Genomic DNA, 18,304 nt, shown 5'->3' on the forward strand with positions numbered 1-18,304 from the left:
CTTACCTAAGACCACTGAATTACACCACATGCAAATGAGTTTGTTATGTTTATCTATCAATAAAATTATGTTGCGCCTTAATCTATGCTAAGTCATTGTATGTAGTCTGATTAACTTATATACATTGGATGGTTTGAATGATGTTAACTCTGCATGGTTTTGATGTAAGTAATTACTACAATATGATAAAACTGGCCTTAGCCTACAAAGGCATTGAATATACTAAAAATACCGTATATCCCAACCAAAGGCCTGAATTTTTGGCCTTAAGTCCAATGGGTAAGGTGCCAGCCTTAGAAACACCGCAAGGTACCCTATGTGAAACCAGCGTGATCCTTGAGTACTTAGATACGCTTTATCCAGAAAACCCTATTTACCCAAGTGATAACTTTGCCAAAGCCAAAGTAAAAGAGCTGGTAAAAATGTGTGAACTCTACATTGAACTCCCTGCCCGCCGCTGTCATCCAGAAGCATTTTTTGGTCAAGCAGTTAATGAATTAACTAAAAAGGAAGTGAAACGCGCCTTATTCAAAGGAATGGAAGGTTTGTGCAGAACCGCCAAATTTGGTCCATTTTTGGCTGGAAGTGAATTTAGCGCCGCCGATATTATGTTTTTATATAGCGCCGATTTAGCATCAGTGGTGGCACAAAAATGTTTTGATGTTGATTTATTGGCCTTGGCTCCGGGTGCTAAAGAATTATTGGCTTTATTGGCTGAAAACCCTCATGTGCAAAAAATTGCCGAAGATCGCAAGGCAGGAAACATTGCCTTTAAAAAATATATAGCGAGTCTGAGCTAGAGATTTGAGGATAAATTAATTTTATCTGCATTTTTGGTCTATGTTTGATATCGAGGCGTATTACTTATCGAAAAAATCTCACATCACAAGGATATAAGATGAGCCTAACCACCAATGCAGAATTTAGTTGTCCCTATTGTATGGAAGTAAACGACATAGAAGTCGATCCAGACAATGATTTAAATCAGCAACAAATTGTTGATTGCCAAGTGTGCTGCAGTCCCATTGAAATTACCGTAACCCTTGGTATTCATGATCAGTTTAATATCCTTGCCATGACTGACAGTGAGTAGCATGATAGCTGACCTTAACTATAAACACTCACCTTGGCAGCTAGCTCAGTAACTCTGCTGCTATTGGGGTACTCCAATATTAAAGGTCATTGATCAGTTATGATTTCCATGTATTTTGCGCCATCCATACTACAACAAAGACTCAGTCTGGTTAAAAGTGAACGGGAACTGCTTAAACTAGTCACCCAAGAAATCGCTTCATATGATTTCGCTACACAAGTTGACAGCTTCGAGCTGGACCTCGCTTTTGCCGCAGCGGGCGGAGTCTCCCCTTGGGTAATGGCTGACAAATTACCGGCCATTCTCCCCCCAGCCCCACTGCGCAAAGCAACCTTTGGCGATCTATTAGTAGAAACCCAAAACGGCTATGTGAACATTGCCACACCGGCAGGCTTTATTCCTCTGGTAGATATTGAATACAACCACGGTCAATTGCGTCAGAAGCAATACAATTAGAGCTTAATATGCTTTAGACTTAAGGGATGGTTATAAACACGTTTTTCTAAATGCAATTTGAATCAATTTTAGTCGATCTACTTCAATGGGTCGCATCCTATCGCACTAACTTACTGGTGAGCTGCCTAGCTCTTTTTGGTTATATTTTAGTAACACGTATAACCTTGCCTCGTTTAACAAAATCAACTGACGATAGCGGCTTCAAAAGTGAACAAGTCGCTAAGGCTTACCACATGGTAAGGTTAGTCTTTGCGACTGTTACAATTGCGGTGGTACTGCTTATTTGGGGTATTGATTTCAGTGGCCTATTAATTTTTTCCACCTCGATTATTACCTTACTGGGTGTCGCACTTTTTGCTAGTTGGTCTATTCTAAGTAATGTGACCTCGTTTTTTATTTTGCTATTTCATACATCTTTTCGAAAAGGAAATTATATTCGTGTCATCGATGCAGATAATTATATTGAGGGCTATATCGCTGAATTGGGATTATTGAACACAAAACTGACTACCAGCAATAATGAACATGTGATTTATCCGAATAATTTGTTATTAGCCCGCCCGATATTCGTTAATCCAAATAAAAAACTTAATGCCTTAGGCAAAATTACCGATAATTTACTTAATCTCTCAGATAATGATTCTACATTGGTTAGAGAAGATTTGGCGGAAAGCAAAAATGAATTATTGCAACACGAACCAACAAATAACACCAAGGAGCCAAAAAAATAGTCATGATGACGAGTCTAATTGCATTTTTGATAAGCATTTGATTTCTCAGCGCAGTTGCCTGTTATGCATCATTTTTTGTATTTGCCTAGGCTTGTTTGTAACGCCAGTTAATGCTGAGCAAGTTGTATATAAAAAAGTTAAAAAACAATCCCAACTGAATTTTAAATATCAGTGGTTAGACAGTTTTTCTCAAAACCAAGCCCTTGAATTTAACCTCCCTATTAAGCAATCAGCTCGGCAGATTCACAAACGTTTTGTGCCCGAATTAGCGCAACAGTACGTCTTCATTGAATTACACAAGGCCGCGCGGCTAATTGATCCTCGTGAAGCTCGAATCTCCATTCAGCGGGGCACACAAGATATTAAGGTGAGTGTCACCAGTCGGTCTCAAACAACCTTAGAAAAATGGCAAGAATCTATGGCACATACTGAAGTAGCCGCTTTTGATAAGTATTTACAGGATAATTATTATGCTCGATTTACGTCTTACTTAGGTCAAGAAGCCGTAAAGGCCGACCATATTCGTTATATTAGTGAAAACAAGACCCCTTTACTTCCTGTGGCCCAAGCGATTTATGAAACATTAGCGGTTAATAGCGAAAGTCGAATTTATGTCAACTTGCTATTGAGTTGGGTCCAAAGTATCCCGTACAACGAGTTAGAAGATAGGATGAGCTCAAATGGCGCGGGTTATCTTCCTCCTTTAGCCATTATTAGACAAAATCAGGGGGACTGTGATAGTAAATCAGTCTTAATGGCAAGTTTAATTCGCTCACTATTACCCGATGTGAAGCTGGTGATGATATATCTACCTCAACATGCATTATTAGGTATAAGTTTACCCACAAGAAGCAACGAACAAACCTTTAGCTTTGATGGTAGTGAATACTTACTTATGGAGCCTACAGGACCTGCAGTTATGCCCCTCGGCTCCATTGCAACCACCACAAGTAGCGCGATTAACTCTGGTTTAATCAGCTATGAGCAAATCCCTTAAATACACACTTAATACCAATCGAGTGCACTTCAATAGACTTATTACTATCACATTTGTTCTTCTGCAAACTCTGCCAAACGACTGCGTACTACACCGTCTAAGTTAACCGTGGCACTGCCCGAGAAGTTTTTAAATTTCTCCACCAGATAAGTTAAACCCGAGGTAACAGCACTCAAGTAATTACTATCAATTTGCGCTAAGTTACCACTACAAATAAGCTTGGTTCCCTCGCCACAGCGGGTAATAATTGTTTTTAATTGTGAAGCCGTCAGGTTTTGTGATTCATCTAAAATTACGATGGCATTTTGAATACTGCGACCACGCATGAAATTCACTGATTTAAATTGAATATTGGCTTTTTCCATAATGTAACTCATGGAGCCCTTAACGTTTTCATCATGTTTGTGCAATACTTCCAGACTATCAGTAATAGCAGCAAGCCACGGCGCCATCTTTTCTTCTTCGGTACCCGGCAAAAAACCAATTGATTCAGCAATTTCTGGCGTACTGCGCGTGACGATAATTTTATCGTACATGTTTTTTTCGATAACCATTTCTAATGCTGCAGCTAAGGCAAGTAAGGTCTTACCACTACCTGCTGGGCCGGTTAAAATAACTAAATCAATATGCGGATCAAGTAAGGCATGCAAACTCATCGCTTGGCCGATATTTTTAGGCGTAATACCCCATGCTCGTCGACCCATTAGCCGTTCAAAACCCAAATCGAGGACTTCAAGATGGTCTTCGCTCAACGACTCCACTATGCCAGCAAACGTGCCAGATTCATCAATTAAAAACTCATTAACATAAGCTTCCGGCAATACTTTGCGTTCAATGGTATGAATAGTATCACGGCCTTCAGTACGACTATTTACCGACTTAACCCCACTCCAAAATTCACCATTGAAAGTGTGATATCCCTTGGATAAATATTTGATATCACTGATCAATTGGTCGGTTCGATAGTCTTCAACTAAAGCCAGACCCGCGCCTTTGGCTTTGAGCCGCATATTAATATCTTTGGTTACTAAGACCACTTGGCGTGGCGCGCACTCTGCTTGTAAATGCAAGGCACTATTAATGATACGATTATCATTTTCATTACTGGTAAAGACGTGCTTGTCGATGGGTAAACCGTGGTCAACAAAGATAGATAAGCTACCAGTTGGTGCACTAAGCCCCTCCCCTAAACCTTTCATGGAAACCCCATCAACCATCTGCTCAGGTGTAGCGTCGTGCAATAAATCTTCCATGGCTCGAATTGAAACACGCGCATCTCGAGCTACATCTTTTTTACTGTCTTTAATGTAATCGAGTTCTTCTAGTACCGTCATGGGCACTACAACATCATTTTCTTTAAAGGATAAAAAGGCGAGTGGTTCGTGAAGGAGTATATTGGTATCTAACACATAAATTTTTGAATCTAGTGCTGTTTTTTTGGGCATCCGACTCTCCGCTTCAATAAGGCCTAATTATCTGCGGTAAGGCGTTGTTTGTTCACATTGATAGGACCAAAAGCCTCTCTGTGCACTAAACAAACCACACTCACAGACTAGTCATACCTCTTTTGTTAAGGTACTCACAAACAATAAACCACTTTTTAAGCACATTCATCTACTTTTCGGACATAGTCCTAATTAATTTTGCGTAAAAACTTGCGGTTAAGCAGGTAAGCCAATTTTAATTTGTTACAATAGGAGCCTGCGCTCGGTATAGAACAGTGGCGGCCCTTACAAAGGAATGCGCCCGATGCCTGCATTCACACGCGTCAATATGACCAATTTTTCTTAGTAACACTGATTTTTATATTTAATGGGGAACCTCAACAACTATGGCGAAACAACAACTATTTGCATTGGGACAACGTTGGTTAAGTGATACTGAAACTGATCTCGGATTAGGCACCATAATATTACTCGACAGTCGTACTGTTACCGTTTTGTTTCCCGCCACAGGAGAGACCCGCGTTTACGCAGCGCAATCAGCACCCTTAACCCGTATTCAATTTGAAGTAGGTGATACCATTCAATGTCACGAAGGTTGGGAGCTACTGATTGAGCGCTTAACAGAGCAAAATGGTCAACTTACTTATCACGGCCTGCGACTCGACACTAAAAATGCGGCTGTGCTTAAAGAAACTTTTATTGATCACCATTTTCAATTGAATCAACCCGAACAGCGTTTGTTCAATGGCCAATTTGATCATCCAAAATGGTTTGATTTGCGCGAGCAGTGTTTACGCCATCAGTTTAATCATAGCGTTTCTGACCTCTTAGGTTTTGTAGGTGCTCGTGTGGATTTAATTCCCCACCAATTACATATATCGTCAGAAGTTGGGCGCAGGCATGCGCCACGTGTTTTGCTGGCTGATGAGGTAGGCCTAGGCAAAACTATCGAAGCTGCGCTTATTATTCATCAACAGTTGCTCACAGCGCGCGCGCAAAGAGTACTGATTATCGTGCCTTCCAGTCTCGTTCATCAATGGTTGGTCGAGATGTTACGTCGCGTTAATTTGGCTTTTTCAGTGTTTGATGAAGAGCGTTGTGAAGCCATGTCTGAAGATGCGAGCAATCCCTTTGAAGCAGAACAACTGGTGATCTGTAGCTTAGACTTTTTGACCCATAACAGCCGCTACTATCAACAAGCCCTAGCTGCCCAATGGGATTTAATGGTGGTAGATGAAGCCCATCACCTTAAGTGGTCACAAGGTCAGCCTTCGCAAGAATATCAAGTGATAGAAGAGCTAGCCCAGGTTACCGCTGGCGTATTATTACTAACCGCTACACCAGATCAACTAGGTCACGAAAGTCACTTTGCTCGTTTGCGATTACTCGATCCTGCACGTTTCCATGACTATCAGCGCTTTGTGCAAGAAGAACAGCAGTATAGTCTTTTAGCGCAAGCTATCACTCCTTTACTGAGTGGTGAAACATTAAGTCCCACTGATATAGCGGCTATTAGCAAATTTGCCGATGACGATATGCTCACAAATATTAATCAAACAGAGCATCAACAACGAACAAAACTGCTGCATACCTTGCTTGATCGCCATGGTACAGGCCGCATGCTTTTCAGAAACAGTCGCGCTGGCGTCAGTGGATTTCCTGCTCGCATATTGCATTCTTATGCCCTCACTCAGCCATTAGAATACCAGATGTTATTAGCCTTAGAGCCGAATAATTTGCAACTGCATCTCACCCCTGAAAGGCACCCTAACGTAGTCAATAGTTGGGTGGATGTTGACCCTCGAGTCGAATGGTTTGCTGATAAACTCAGAGAGTTAAAAGGAGAAAAAGTATTAACCATTTGTGCCAATGCAGCTACCGCTATGCAGTTATCTGAAGCTTTACGAGTGAAAACTGGCATCAGGTCAACCGTGTTTCATGAGGGTATGAGCATTGTAGAGCGTGATAAAGCGGCCGTATATTTTTCTCAAAATGAAGAAGGGGCACAGGTGCTAATTTGTAGCGAAATTGGCAGTGAAGGCCGGAACTTCCAATTTGCCCATCACTTAGTTTTGTTTGATTTGCCCCGTGTACCAGATTTACTCGAACAACGCATCGGTCGTTTGGACCGTATTGGTCAAAAACACGATGTGTGTCTGCATGTTCCCTACTTTAAAGACAGCGCTCAGCAGGTTTTGCTAGATTGGTATCATCAAGGCCTCAATGCCTTTGAACAAACCTGCCCTACTGGCATGATTGTGTTCGAAGAAACCCAAGAAATATTACTTAATTGTCTGCAAAATCCAGAAGACGAAGTGCAGTGTCATCAACTGATAAACCAAACGGCTCAACTGCATAAAACCTTGAAGTTAAAAATGGAGCAGGGGCGGGATAAGCTGCTTGAACTTAACTCTTCGGGTCATGGCCGAGTGGAAGACTTTTTGGCGCATATTTTAAGCGCCGAAGAATCACCGACACTTGAATTATTTATGACTAAATTATTTGATGCTATTGGTGTATTACAAGAAGAAAAAGACGAAAGTTGTTATTTGCTTAGACCGACAGAAACCATGTTAAGTCCCTTACCAGGTTTGGATGAAGAGGGCATGACCGTTACCTATGAACGCACCACAGCAACACGTTTGGAACAAGCGCATTTTCTAAGTTGGGATCACCCCATGATCACTCATGCCATGGATATGATGACAACAGAAGTGATAGGTAAAAGTTCAATCGGCTTGTGTCAGGATAAAAGCTTACCCACTGGAGCCTATTGGCTCGAATGTTTATTTGTATTGTCCGCCAAAGCCGAAAAAAGTATGCAACTTACACGTTTTTTACCGCCTACGCCCATTAAAGTATGTATCAATACTAAGCTCGAATTAGAAGACAAAAAATTCTATAAAATTGAATCAATTCGTCCAAAAATGGGCGCTCAGCTGATTAATGCTCTGCGCAAACAAATTATTTCCGCACTAGAGACGGCTCAAGTAAAAGCTGAAGAGCTGGCCATCACGGTAAAAAGTGAACGCCAACAACAGATGGATAGTTTATTAGGAGATGAGTTAGCTCGTTTGCAAAGTTTACAAAAGGTCAATCCGGCGATTAGACCCGAAGAAATTAGCCATTTAGCCAATCAAATCGATAGTCTGAATGGTTTAATCAGTGGAGCCAAGCTCAATTTAGAAGCGGTTCGTTTGGTGGTAAACAATCCTTAATGGCTCTGATTCATTATGCTCCTCCACTGACACCTTATTTGGAGATAATTTATCAAGATGACGATATTATTGTTTTAGATAAACCCAGTGGATTGCTAAGTGTACCCGGTAAGGCGCCAGAACACGCGGATTCGTTACAAACCCGCGTGCAACGGGTTTTCCCCAATGCTAGCGTGGTGCATCGCTTAGATATGGCGACCTCAGGTATTATGTTGATGGCTATGCACAAGACATCCCACCGTCATTTATCTCGCCAGTTCGAGTTGCGGCAAACAGAAAAAGCGTATCAAGCCATCGTATTTGGCCGACTCAGTCTAGAATCGGGCGAAGTTGATTTGCCCTTAATCTGTGATTGGCCTAATCGTCCCAAGCAGATAGTGGATTTTCAACGCGGTAAACAAGCACTAACCCGATGGCAGGTGGTAAGTCAGGAAGACAACACTAGCCGTGTGGATCTATTTCCTGTTACAGGGCGTTCTCACCAATTGCGCGTGCACATGTTAAGTCTAGGCCACCCTATCATTGGCGATCGCTTGTATGCTCATAAATCTGCCCTGGCCTTAGCAACGCGTTTAAATTTGCATGCTAAAATGCTGCGCTTTACTCATCCAGGCACTGAGACTTTGCAAACATTTCACAGCACAGTACCGTTTTAAGTTAAAGTCTTAGGTCTATATGTACGATATAAGATTAAGGTTTATAACAGTGGGGAAATGTGATCATCAGACTAACTGCAATAGCTATCACGGCCTTATTGTTTAGCTTGCCTATATCAGCAGCCGTAGATAAACAATTACTCTCTACTATAGATTTGCAAAGAGCTTTATTTAGTGATCAGTACATCAAGCTGAAAGTGGCTGAGCAAGACCTATTGGTGGTCCTCAATGAAAACACCAATGCAATTGCCAGAGGTGTTGCTATTTTGCTCACCCAAGGTAATACCACCCTGACCAGTAATCAAGGCTTGGCCCCCTTAGTGGGCCAGTTAACACAACTTGGTTGGGTAACTATGTTGGTGCCCAGCCCCGCCACCGAATTTCTCACTGCACGTGAACTATTGATTGATGGTGCTGAAAGTCCTCTCGAACCGGCGTCAGTCAAAATGCCTGTTCAACACATCTCTCAAGCTACCTTTGATGAGCATTTAGAAAAATTAAGCCTCATCATGCAGGCAGCGCTTGAAAAGGCCAAAGAATACCCAGGCTTCATTTTAGTCATTGCCCAAGGAACGAGCGCTGCCAGTTTGACGCAATTATATGCACAACAAACTCTCCCATCACCCGACGCTCTGGTAGTTATTGCTCCTTTTTGGCCAGATCGAATATACAACAATCAACTGGCCACAGAGTTAGCTAACACTTCAATGCCAGTCTTAGACTTGTTCAGTACTAGAGATAATACTTGGAGTTTAACAAGTGTTGATTTACGTAAAGTGGCGACAGTCAAAGCGCTCAAATTACAATACAGACAAAGGCAAATCATTGGCAGTAATGATATGGAACGAGTGGCACCTTATATTAGTAAAGAAATATATGGCTGGCTCAGTCATATGGGTTGGTAATACCAATTGACCAGTAAATTGCGATTAAAATTCACGTACATAACATTTACCTACAATTTACAAAGGTAGAGCTACGCAAATACCAGAATTACTAACTATAATTGTCAGCAACTACTCTCTTAGCGCAGAACTCAAGAACTCGTGCCAACAGTCCAAAAATTTATTGAAAACAAAACTAAACAATTAGCCTACTTTGTTAGGGCTTACCTTGACCAAAAAATTATCTATGCTGAACTCGATTTGTTTTTTTGGGATACGATGGAAGAGTGGGCGCAAATTAAGCAAGGTAAACATCTGCCTTATGGCAGAAATGAAAATGTGTTTTGGCATTTAATGCATCAAATTCATTATTGGCCACAACACAGTTTGCTCAATGATTTATGTTTACGCGGAGAATTAGAGTCTTGCATTGATGCCTTGTTAGGAGCCGGCCAATATCCGTTCCCAAAGGATTGTATCGGTATCAGACCTTAATCTAACTTACGTTCTGGTTAACATGTTCTACCCAATATACTTCTCACCTCGCTCTAAGCGACCAATATGTTCTCGAAGCGTCCATAAAAACACCAAACTGGGTATCACCATCACCGCAGTCAGAATGAAAAATGCACTCCAGTTGCCATCCATCCAATCAACTAAAAAGCCACTACTTGATGCCATAAATGTCCGACCCAATACACCGAGTGAGGCCATAAGGGCATATTGTGAGGCTGAAAAAGCCTGATTACATAACAGGGAAATAAAGGCCACTAAAGCAACTGAGCTCCAAGCCGCAGTAAAACCATCAACAAATATGGTAGCTGCAAACAAGGTTTTATCCGGTCCAACATGGGCCATCAAGGCAAACATTAAATTGCTCGCAGCCATTGCGATACCGCCGGTCATTAGGCCGCGATAGATACCATAACGAATGTTTACCATGCCGCCCAGCACTGAAAATACAATAGTTACCCACCAATTCAATAATTTTGAATAACTGCCAATATCGCTATTGGAAAAACCTATTTCCTTATAAAAAACGATACTCATTCTGCCTAAAAAAGCCTCACCAATTTTGAACAGAAAAATAAACATTAAAATTGAAAAAGCCAATTTGAAGGTATTACGCTGGAAAAAATCTCGGAAGGGTTCAAGCAATGTCACTAACAACCAATTGACTACTTTTTGTCTAGTATTTAATAAGACACCCTTAGTCGTTTGCCATTCAGAATATGCCTTAGCGGCAAGCTGTTGACGATACTCTCTGTCGGTAACTGGTTCTTCAGAGACTAAGACGACTAAAGACAATAAAGCCATTATCCCAGCCAGCACAAAGTAAATTTCAGACCATTGCCAATTAGGAAGGTCAGCAATAAAAAAAGGGATAGAACCTAAGCCACCAAAACCTGTCCACCAGCCAGCTGTTGCCATTGCAGAAGCAGCAGACAATTTATCTTTCTCGTCTGGTTTAATAATATCAATGCGATAAGCATCTATTGAAATATCTTGGGTCGCTGAAAACAAAGCAATGGAAAAACCAACTAAACCTGCAATCAACAATTGTTCTTTAACGGGTACGATGGCTAAGCCAATGCACCCCATGACAATGAGTATTTGTGTGGTCAGAATCCAGCCTCGGCGCTGCCCTAAAAAGGGTGGTTTTACACGATCGAGTAAGGGTGACCATAAAAAATTGATAGAATATGCAATAAACATCGAGCCAAATAAGCCGATAGAAGAGCGGCTTAAACCAGACTCTTGCAACCAAGCGGATAGTGCTGAGCCGATCATGACCCAAGGAAAACCACTGGCAATACCGAATAAAAAAATGAATAACAGACGTCTATCTTTATAGCACAACAGGGTTGATTTAAAAGTGTGGCTCACGAGCAAAATCTTGATGAAATCAGAAGGCTATTGGATCATGTTCACCGACTATATTCAATCAATTATTCACACATTCCGTCTTAGTCTTCTTACTTCATTCAGGTGCTACTACAACTTTGTTTCGACCTGACTCTTTAGCTCTGTATAAAGCCTGATCAGCGGCCTCGAGCCAATGAGTGTGACTCTTAAAATCTCCTTTGAATCCGGCAATACCAATACTAATGGTAAAATTAATCTCATGGTCTTCGTGAATAACCGTGTACTTTTCGACTAAACGACGGATCCTTTCAGTCAAAAACTCCACGTTTGCTACCGGTGTATTAGGCAGCAACAAGGCAAACTCTTCTCCACCATAACGGCCGCAGACATCTGTCTCACGCGTTGCTTTTTTAATGATATGAGCTAAGGATCTGATGACATCATCACCCGCTGGGTGTCCATAGTTGTCATTCACTTTTTTGAAATGGTCTATATCAATCATGACCACGCTCGAATGGTGATCGTGACGCTTTTCACGCTTGTATTCTAACTCAAACTGCTCTTCCCAATAGCGCCGATTGTACAAACCCGTCAGGCCGTCTACCCGACTGATTTTTTCTAACTCTTTGTTTAAGGTTTGAATACCTTGGCGATTGACTGCTTCATCAGTCACGTCATATACCAAAATACAAATTTGCTCGACTTGCCCACTTAAAGACGCTAGCGGGAATATCGTGATATTTTGATACATATGCTCAGTTTGCGATGTAATCGGACGTATTGTACTGAACTTGAATAGATGTGGACGTTGCTCCCAAATTACAAAAACCGGACAACGCAGTTTAAATGCAGGCTCAGCTTTACGTTTAAACCATTGCTCATCAATTTCAGGGAAAAAGTCGAAAATAGACTTATTAAGAATAAAACCGGGCACGATACTGCTATGGTTCTCCATAAACTGGTTCCATACTTGTACCTCGTAGTTTTTATTCAGTACCACGATCCCCATCTCAATTGAACCAAGAAGATCATGTTTCCAATGCATTTCTGCTAGGCTTGAATCAACTGCCATCACCACACCTCAAGGTCAAATTTGCACCAATTTATCTAAGATCAAATCAATGGATTGATTTGGAAATAAAAGCAACAAGTCGAAATTAATATTCTGGCTCTTTATCGAATAGGCAATTTCTATCGCCAGTATCTTATCTTGCTTTTTAATATTACTTTTAAGTATGTCATCTAAATCGCAGTGCCGACCTAAAATAATCGGGTGATTATGACTAAATGTCACATGTAGCTGCTCTGACAAAGCATTTAAACACGCCCCAATCAATATGTTTGATACATCCATTAGGGCTTCTAGTTCAAGGGTTTCACTGCCAACTGCTTTATCGTACTTAAGCAGTTTGACCATATTAGTAAAGTTCGACTCATTAAAAATGACTAACGCTTCGCCATTAATACCTGAGCCAATAAACCCCTTAGAAACCGCCGATACTTGCTCATTACGTTGAATATCAGTAATGGCCATGTGTAATTCGTTATTGGTAATTAAATTCACGTTTGGAATAGGTAAATTAATAAATTCGTCTAACATCGTTGCTAGACTCTCACCGGCTTGCCCCATTGCTACGTTGGCCATTTCTCGATAGGCATCTAAACTCTCGTCTCGAGACTCCATCTGAAAACTTGGAACCGTTTCAGCCCGATGACTGGCAATCGCTTCACCAGAATAGAGACCATATTGATTGAGAATTTCTATTAGTTTGGCATTATCTATGGGTTTACGAATGAAATCGATGGCGCCCATACCCATCATGCGTGTTCGAGCTTCTGGTTGCACATCACCGGAAACCACAATAACCATGGTAGGTAAATCCTCATCCCGAATAGCTTGCATGGTTTGATAACCATCCATGACTGGCATGTTGAGATCGAGAAACATAACATCAGCCTTGCCAGCTCGAATCATTTCAAGCGCTTGCAAACCATTTTCAGCATGGCTAACTTCAACATCCCAACCATCGGGAATCGACCTTTCCATTTGCCGACGGGCAAAACCAGAATCATCACAAATGAGTACAGGTGTTGTCATATGACTTTATTACCTTTTACAAAATTCAAATAGCTATGGGTGCTTTGATGTGTGCATGTGATTGATAATTTTTTAATTCAAAATCATCAATAGTAAAATCAAAAATATTTTTTATACTAGAATTAATCAGCATATTGGGCAAGGGAAAAGGTTGACGAACCAATTGTAATTCAGCTTGCTCTAAATGATTAACATACAAGTGCGCGTCTCCAAAAGTATGAATAAAATCACCTACTTGCAAATCACATACTTGGGCAATCATCATAGTCAGTAAAGCATAACTTGCAATATTAAATGGCACGCCTAAAAACACATCGCCACTACGCTGATACAATTGGCAAGACAATTTGCCATTTAATACATAAAACTGAAACATGGTATGACACGGAGGCAAAGCTTGCCGCCCATGTTGCGCGTTTTCCTTAGGAGAAAATTGCGTATCAGGTAAAACACTTGGGTTCCAAGCACTAACAATCAAGCGACGAGAATCAGGATTATGTTTAATTTGCTCAATAAGTTCGCTGATTTGATCGATAACTAGGCCATCGGCCCCTTGCCAACTGCGCCATTGTTTACCGTATACAGGACCTAATTCACCTTCTTCCGTTGCCCACTCATCCCAAATTTTAACATTATTGTCGCGTAAATAAGCAATATTGGTTTCGCCTTTTAGAAACCAAAGAAGTTCATGAATAATCGAGCGCAAATGACACTTTTTAGTTGTGACCAATGGAAAGCCTTGGCTCAAATCAAAGCGCATCTGATAACCAAAAACACTCAGTGTTCCGGTTCCCGTGCGGTCTTCTTTTTTTGTGCCTGTATCAAGCACGTGGCGCATAAGTTGTAAATATTGCTGCATATTAGTGTCTCTAACTCTTATAACTTTAAGATTTTACTTTTTTCTGCATATTCTTTTTTGACTTAGGTAAAGTCGATTCTGTCTTTGTTTTGCTCTGGTAGGCCCAGATAATCAAGGCTAATCCACCGATAACCATGGGTAAAGACAATATTTGTCCCCGTGAAATAAAATCATGGTACAAACCGATATGTTGATCCGGTTCGCGGAAATACTCAATAATGAAGCGAAATGCGCCGTAACCTAATAAAAACAAGCCACTCACCGCCCCTCTTGGCCGCGGTTTGCTCGAATAAAGCCAAAGAACAAAAAATAACACTAGGCCTTCTAAAGCAAATTCATATAATTGCGATGGATGGCGCGGTAAATTGCCTGCATTGGGGAAAATCACCGCCCATGGCACGTCAGTTGTTCTACCCCACAATTCGGCATTGATGAAATTACCAATACGCCCTGCACCTAAACCAATAGGTACAAGTGGTGCGACAAAATCACCCACAGTTAAAAGATGACTTTGGGTCTTGCGTGCAAATAACCACAGCGCACAAATGACGCCCAGCAAACCACCATGGAATGACATACCGCCGGTCCAAATTTTAAACAAATACAGAGGGTCGTCGAGAAAAGTCGCAAATTGGTAGAAGAATACATAACCAACACGTCCGCCAAGAATGACGCCTAAAAACCCCCAGAATAACATGTCACTGAGTTGCTCCTTTGTCCAGAGAGTGCGATTTAAGCGCCTACCCGCTAACCAAAATGCAGCAACAAAGCCAATCAGATACATAAGCCCATACCAGCGCAAGCTAAGCGGACCTAGACTTACTATGATGGGATCTATATGGGGGAACACAAAATAACTATCATTCATTGTTTAAACTTATCCTAACAACATACGCAGGCTGACAAGAACTAAAAAGCCGGCAAAAATTTTCTTTAATAAAAGTGTATCTAAGCTTTGTCCTAACTTAGCACCCCAGGAGGCAGTAAACACCGATAATGACACTATGCCCAAACTGGCAGGCAAATAGACATATCCAAAGGACAATGGTGGTAAATCAGTATGATGCCAGCCCGCTTGCACAAAACTAAGTGAACCAAATATCGCGATAATTAAACCACAAAATGCAGCACAACCTATGGCTCGTTTAATATCGATATTAAACCAAAGCAATGCAGGCACAAAAATAGCACCACCGCCAATTCCCATTAGGGAAGACAAACTACCGGTCGTTAAGCCGATAATACTTAAATTAGTTTTATTAACTTGCCGAGCTGACTCTACCCGCTTACCAAAAATCATGTACATTACGATCACAATAACCAACACGGCAAAGACATTTTTTAACAATTCACCCGGTAATACACTAGCAAATTGGGCGCCGATTATAGCCCCTAGCGCCATACCAACACCACTATAAAGCAAAACAAATCGTTCTAAATTCCCCAATTTATAATGCGCAACAGAGGCAGAAAATCCAGTAAACATGATAGTTGATAATGACGTCGCGATAGCCATCGGCATGGCAAAAGAAAGATCGAGCTGCAATTTATGCATGAACAAATAGAGTAGTGCTGGCACCATAATAAGACCACCACCAATACCGAGTAAGCCGGCTAGAAATCCAATCACAGCCCCCATTGCTAAACACCACACAAAAATGCTGATGACAGCGTCCAATTATTCACCGTTCCTGATGGTTCTAAACACCTTTAGATTCCCGCTCGAATTAATCCGCCTAAGCCAATAGTTTCTAAGTAAACATTTACTTCTCGTCTTACCGCTTGGGGATTGTCGAGTAATAAAACCCGTTGCAACAAAAGCTCCGACTGCTGCAAGCTGACATTGCGCACGACCCATTTCACTTTAAGTAAATTGTGGTTGTTCATACTCAATTTACGGTAACCCATACCTAATAATAACACTGCACCACCGGGCTCACCGGCTAATTCCCCACATACAGTAACTGGCACATCTAAACTATTGGATTGTTGAACAATATAATAAAGGGCAGCTAATACCGCAGGATGATAGCTATCATACAAATCCGCCACTCTGGCATTGTTGCGATCCACCGCCAACAAATACTGCGTTAAGTCATTACTGCCTACCGAGAAAAAATCAACATGTTTGGCAAGTTGCGGCAATTGATAAATCACCGCAGGAACCTCAAGCATCACACCTATTTTAGGACGAATACACACCTCACCCTTTTCGGCGGCCTCTTCAGACACTTCAAATAAAGCTTGGGCGATGAGTCTTTTTGCCTCTTTGACTTCGTTAACGGAGGTGATCATTGGCAGCATTATATTTAGGTTATCTAAACCGATACTCGCCCGTAACATGGCACGAATTTGCACCAAAAAGATTTCTGGATGATCGAGAGTTAACCGGATCCCGCGCCAACCTAAAAATGGGTTTTCTTCACTAATAGGAAAGTAGGGTAAAGGTTTATCGCCCCCCACATCCAAAGTGCGCATGGTAAAGGGTTTTTGTGGCTGGTTTTGCAACAAGGTGCGATACAGTTTGACTTGCTCTTGTTCTGTTGGAAAACGTTCACGCATCATAAAAGGAATTTCAGTACGAAATAAACCTACCCCATCAGAATAGGGATTATCATTTTTTTCCGCTTCAAGAGACAAACCCGCATTAACCAATAAACTCATTGCACAATCATCAACGGTAATTGCTGGTAAGGTATCTTGTGAATGAATACGCTCGGTTAATGCGTTCTCTTCTTGGATCAATAAACCAAATTCATGACGTATCGTGGCGCTGGGTGAAACAATCACATCACCCGTGTAACCATCTAATAATATGTCTTTTTCATTGAGCAGAGAGAAAGGCACATTGGATAGGCCCATCACTGCAGGCACGCCCATCGCTCTTGCCATGATGGCAGCATGTGAGTTAGTAGAACCGCGCATAGAGATAATGCCAACTAATTTTTCACTAGGAAACTCAGCTAACATTGATGCCGTGACTTCTTCAGCAATTAGTATGGCTTGGTCCGGATACTGACGCTCAATCACTTTGCCGCTTGATATTCCCAGTATATTTGCCAACACACGGTTACCCATGTCTTCTACATCAACCGAACGCTCACGCATGTAAGGATCTGACATAGTTTGAAACTGGCTGATATAGGTTTCTACTACCATCTTCAAAGAGCTTGGCGCATCCCAACCGGCATTGATTTTTTGTTCAACTTCTCGACCTAAACTATTGGCATCAAGTAAGTGGTGATAGAGTTGAAAAATAGCCTGCACGTCATCAGGCACCTCACCTTGAATACGATCAGCTAGCACACTGACATCTTCTCGGGTTTGTTTTACCGCATTGCGATAGAGGGAAATTTGTTTGGCCGCATCTTTATTTCGAGTAGGAACTTGATTGCGAATATTAACTAGCAGATTACTGACATAACCCACACCCACCGCCAAGCCAGAAGAGCCCGCCACGCCTTTCAGCGATTTTTGCCAATCTTTGGGCACGTTTTGCTCAAGCAAATGCACCGAGCCACGCGCTTTAGCATTAGCAATTTGCACTGCTAATTGGGTCGCAAGGGTAACTAAAAACGCTTCTTCGTCTTCACTAAATCGTCGTTTCTTTTTTTGCTGAAGGGTTAATACACCTAAGACCTTACGCTGATGGATAATAGGCGCACCCAAAAAGGCATGAAAATGATCTTCTTGCACTTCGGCATAATATTTAAAACGCGGGTGGGATGGAGCGTCACTCAAGTTAATCGGCTCTTCCCTTTGCCCGATAAATCCAATGAGTCCCTCAGAAAAACCAATAGTGACTTGACCAATAGCTGTTTTAGCCAGCCCTTGTGTCGCGACTAACAAAAAATGCTGTTGATCGTAATTGGCCAAATAGATACTACATGAGTCGACCTTTAGCGCTTCGATCAGACTATTGGCGAGGCAATTTAAGGCCTCATCCAAATTTGGCGCTTGATTGACTTCCTGTACTATCCTTTTTAACGTTTTCAACATAG

The 18,304-nt window shown here is 41.5% G+C and carries 17 protein-coding genes; 9 read left to right on the forward strand and 8 right to left on the reverse strand.

Translation table 11 applies throughout. The features are described 5' to 3' along the window. The first annotated feature begins 140 nt into the window (after nucleotides 1–140). From ABKW31_RS16020 to ABKW31_RS16040, 5 genes are all read left to right on the forward strand, one after another. On the forward strand, nucleotides 141–800 hold the full coding sequence (locus tag ABKW31_RS16020) for a glutathione S-transferase (RefSeq protein WP_348617643.1): 660 nt from the start codon (nucleotides 141–143) through the stop codon (nucleotides 798–800). Between the two features lie 98 nt (nucleotides 801–898). Then, the gene (locus ABKW31_RS16025) at nucleotides 899–1,093 is read left to right on the forward strand and encodes a CPXCG motif-containing cysteine-rich protein (protein ID WP_348617575.1); all 195 of its coding nucleotides are present in this window, start codon (nucleotides 899–901) and stop codon (nucleotides 1,091–1,093) included. A gap of 99 nt (nucleotides 1,094–1,192) precedes the next feature. Beyond that, nucleotides 1,193–1,549 (forward strand): hypothetical protein, encoded by a 357-nt coding sequence (locus ABKW31_RS16030; protein ID WP_348617576.1) that lies wholly within the window; start codon nucleotides 1,193–1,195, stop codon nucleotides 1,547–1,549. Between the two features lie 50 nt (nucleotides 1,550–1,599). Continuing rightward, nucleotides 1,600–2,280 carry a mechanosensitive ion channel domain-containing protein gene (locus tag ABKW31_RS16035; protein WP_348617577.1) on the forward strand — a complete coding sequence of 227 codons (681 nt, stop codon included), beginning with the start codon at nucleotides 1,600–1,602 and terminating at the stop codon, nucleotides 2,278–2,280. Between the two features lie 91 nt (nucleotides 2,281–2,371). Further along, nucleotides 2,372–3,277 (forward strand): hypothetical protein, encoded by a 906-nt coding sequence (locus ABKW31_RS16040; protein WP_348617578.1) that lies wholly within the window; start codon nucleotides 2,372–2,374, stop codon nucleotides 3,275–3,277. Between the two features lie 47 nt (nucleotides 3,278–3,324). Here the strand turns inward: ABKW31_RS16040 and ABKW31_RS16045 are convergent, their stop codons facing one another. Then, nucleotides 3,325–4,722: a PhoH family protein gene (locus ABKW31_RS16045; RefSeq protein WP_348617579.1), complete on the reverse strand. Its 1,398-nt coding sequence runs from the start codon at nucleotides 4,720–4,722 to the stop codon at nucleotides 3,325–3,327. A 386-nt stretch (nucleotides 4,723–5,108) separates the two neighbouring features. On the opposite strand from ABKW31_RS16045, the gene rapA reads away from it, so the two are divergent. From rapA to ABKW31_RS16065, 4 genes are all read left to right on the forward strand, one after another. Next, nucleotides 5,109–7,940 (forward strand): RNA polymerase-associated protein RapA, encoded by a 2,832-nt coding sequence (rapA, locus tag ABKW31_RS16050; RefSeq protein WP_348617580.1) that lies wholly within the window; start codon nucleotides 5,109–5,111, stop codon nucleotides 7,938–7,940. Continuing rightward, on the forward strand, nucleotides 7,940–8,596 hold the full coding sequence (locus tag ABKW31_RS16055) for an RluA family pseudouridine synthase (RefSeq protein WP_348617581.1): 657 nt from the start codon (nucleotides 7,940–7,942) through the stop codon (nucleotides 8,594–8,596). The genes rapA and ABKW31_RS16055 overlap by 1 nt, the downstream gene beginning before the upstream one ends. Before the next feature lie 59 nt (nucleotides 8,597–8,655). Further along, on the forward strand, nucleotides 8,656–9,501 hold the full coding sequence (locus ABKW31_RS16060) for a DUF3530 family protein (RefSeq protein ID WP_348617582.1): 846 nt from the start codon (nucleotides 8,656–8,658) through the stop codon (nucleotides 9,499–9,501). 141 nt (nucleotides 9,502–9,642) lie between these two features. Beyond that, on the forward strand, nucleotides 9,643–9,975 hold the full coding sequence (locus tag ABKW31_RS16065) for a hypothetical protein (protein WP_348617583.1): 333 nt from the start codon (nucleotides 9,643–9,645) through the stop codon (nucleotides 9,973–9,975). 27 nt (nucleotides 9,976–10,002) lie between these two features. On the opposite strand, the gene ABKW31_RS16070 is transcribed toward ABKW31_RS16065, so the two are convergent. The 7 genes from ABKW31_RS16070 to ptsP form a co-directional block, all read right to left on the reverse strand. Beyond that, a complete protein-coding gene (locus ABKW31_RS16070; protein WP_348617584.1) occupies nucleotides 10,003–11,367 on the reverse strand; it encodes an MFS transporter in 1,365 nt (454 codons plus the stop codon). A gap of 94 nt (nucleotides 11,368–11,461) precedes the next feature. Continuing rightward, nucleotides 11,462–12,418: a sensor domain-containing diguanylate cyclase gene (locus tag ABKW31_RS16075; RefSeq protein WP_348617585.1), complete on the reverse strand. Its 957-nt coding sequence runs from the start codon at nucleotides 12,416–12,418 to the stop codon at nucleotides 11,462–11,464. A gap of 15 nt (nucleotides 12,419–12,433) precedes the next feature. Further along, nucleotides 12,434–13,444 carry a response regulator gene (locus ABKW31_RS16080; RefSeq protein WP_348617586.1) on the reverse strand — a complete coding sequence of 337 codons (1,011 nt, stop codon included), beginning with the start codon at nucleotides 13,442–13,444 and terminating at the stop codon, nucleotides 12,434–12,436. 25 nt (nucleotides 13,445–13,469) lie between these two features. Further along, nucleotides 13,470–14,303, reverse strand: a complete 834-nt coding sequence (locus ABKW31_RS16085) for a thymidylate synthase (RefSeq protein WP_348617587.1) — start codon at nucleotides 14,301–14,303, stop codon at nucleotides 13,470–13,472. A 25-nt stretch (nucleotides 14,304–14,328) separates the two neighbouring features. Then, nucleotides 14,329–15,171 carry a prolipoprotein diacylglyceryl transferase gene (gene lgt / locus ABKW31_RS16090; RefSeq protein WP_348617588.1) on the reverse strand — a complete coding sequence of 281 codons (843 nt, stop codon included), beginning with the start codon at nucleotides 15,169–15,171 and terminating at the stop codon, nucleotides 14,329–14,331. 9 nt (nucleotides 15,172–15,180) lie between these two features. Then, nucleotides 15,181–15,981 (reverse strand): sulfite exporter TauE/SafE family protein, encoded by an 801-nt coding sequence (locus ABKW31_RS16095; protein WP_348617589.1) that lies wholly within the window; start codon nucleotides 15,979–15,981, stop codon nucleotides 15,181–15,183. A 32-nt stretch (nucleotides 15,982–16,013) separates the two neighbouring features. Beyond that, nucleotides 16,014–18,302, reverse strand: coding sequence for a phosphoenolpyruvate--protein phosphotransferase (gene ptsP / locus ABKW31_RS16100; RefSeq protein ID WP_348617590.1), 2,289 nt, complete (start codon nucleotides 18,300–18,302; stop codon nucleotides 16,014–16,016). Nucleotides 18,303–18,304: the final 2 nt, after the last annotated feature.

The organism is Paraglaciecola sp. 25GB23A (assembly GCF_040012495.1).
Taxonomy (GTDB): Bacteria; Pseudomonadota; Gammaproteobacteria; order Enterobacterales; family Alteromonadaceae; genus Paraglaciecola.

Excerpts from the sequence above, each read along its gene's own strand:
- ABKW31_RS16055 (WP_348617581.1), top strand. The coding sequence starts at position 7,940 with ATGGCTCTGATTCATTATGCTCCTCCACTGACACCTTATTTGGAGATA.
- ABKW31_RS16085 (WP_348617587.1), bottom strand. The coding sequence starts at position 14,303 with ATGCAGCAATATTTACAACTTATGCGCCACGTGCTTGATACAGGCACA.
- ABKW31_RS16030 (WP_348617576.1), top strand. The coding sequence starts at position 1,193 with ATGATTTCCATGTATTTTGCGCCATCCATACTACAACAAAGACTCAGT.
- ABKW31_RS16080 (WP_348617586.1), bottom strand. The coding sequence starts at position 13,444 with ATGACAACACCTGTACTCATTTGTGATGATTCTGGTTTTGCCCGTCGG.
- ABKW31_RS16045 (WP_348617579.1), bottom strand. The coding sequence starts at position 4,722 with ATGCCCAAAAAAACAGCACTAGATTCAAAAATTTATGTGTTAGATACC.
- lgt (WP_348617588.1), bottom strand. The coding sequence starts at position 15,171 with ATGAATGATAGTTATTTTGTGTTCCCCCATATAGATCCCATCATAGTA.
- ptsP (WP_348617590.1), bottom strand. The coding sequence starts at position 18,302 with ATGTTGAAAACGTTAAAAAGGATAGTACAGGAAGTCAATCAAGCGCCA.
- ABKW31_RS16035 (WP_348617577.1), top strand. The coding sequence starts at position 1,600 with ATGCAATTTGAATCAATTTTAGTCGATCTACTTCAATGGGTCGCATCC.
- ABKW31_RS16025 (WP_348617575.1), top strand. The coding sequence starts at position 899 with ATGAGCCTAACCACCAATGCAGAATTTAGTTGTCCCTATTGTATGGAA.
- rapA (WP_348617580.1), top strand. The coding sequence starts at position 5,109 with ATGGCGAAACAACAACTATTTGCATTGGGACAACGTTGGTTAAGTGAT.
- ABKW31_RS16075 (WP_348617585.1), bottom strand. The coding sequence starts at position 12,418 with ATGGCAGTTGATTCAAGCCTAGCAGAAATGCATTGGAAACATGATCTT.
- ABKW31_RS16020 (WP_348617643.1), top strand. The coding sequence starts at position 141 with ATGTTAACTCTGCATGGTTTTGATGTAAGTAATTACTACAATATGATA.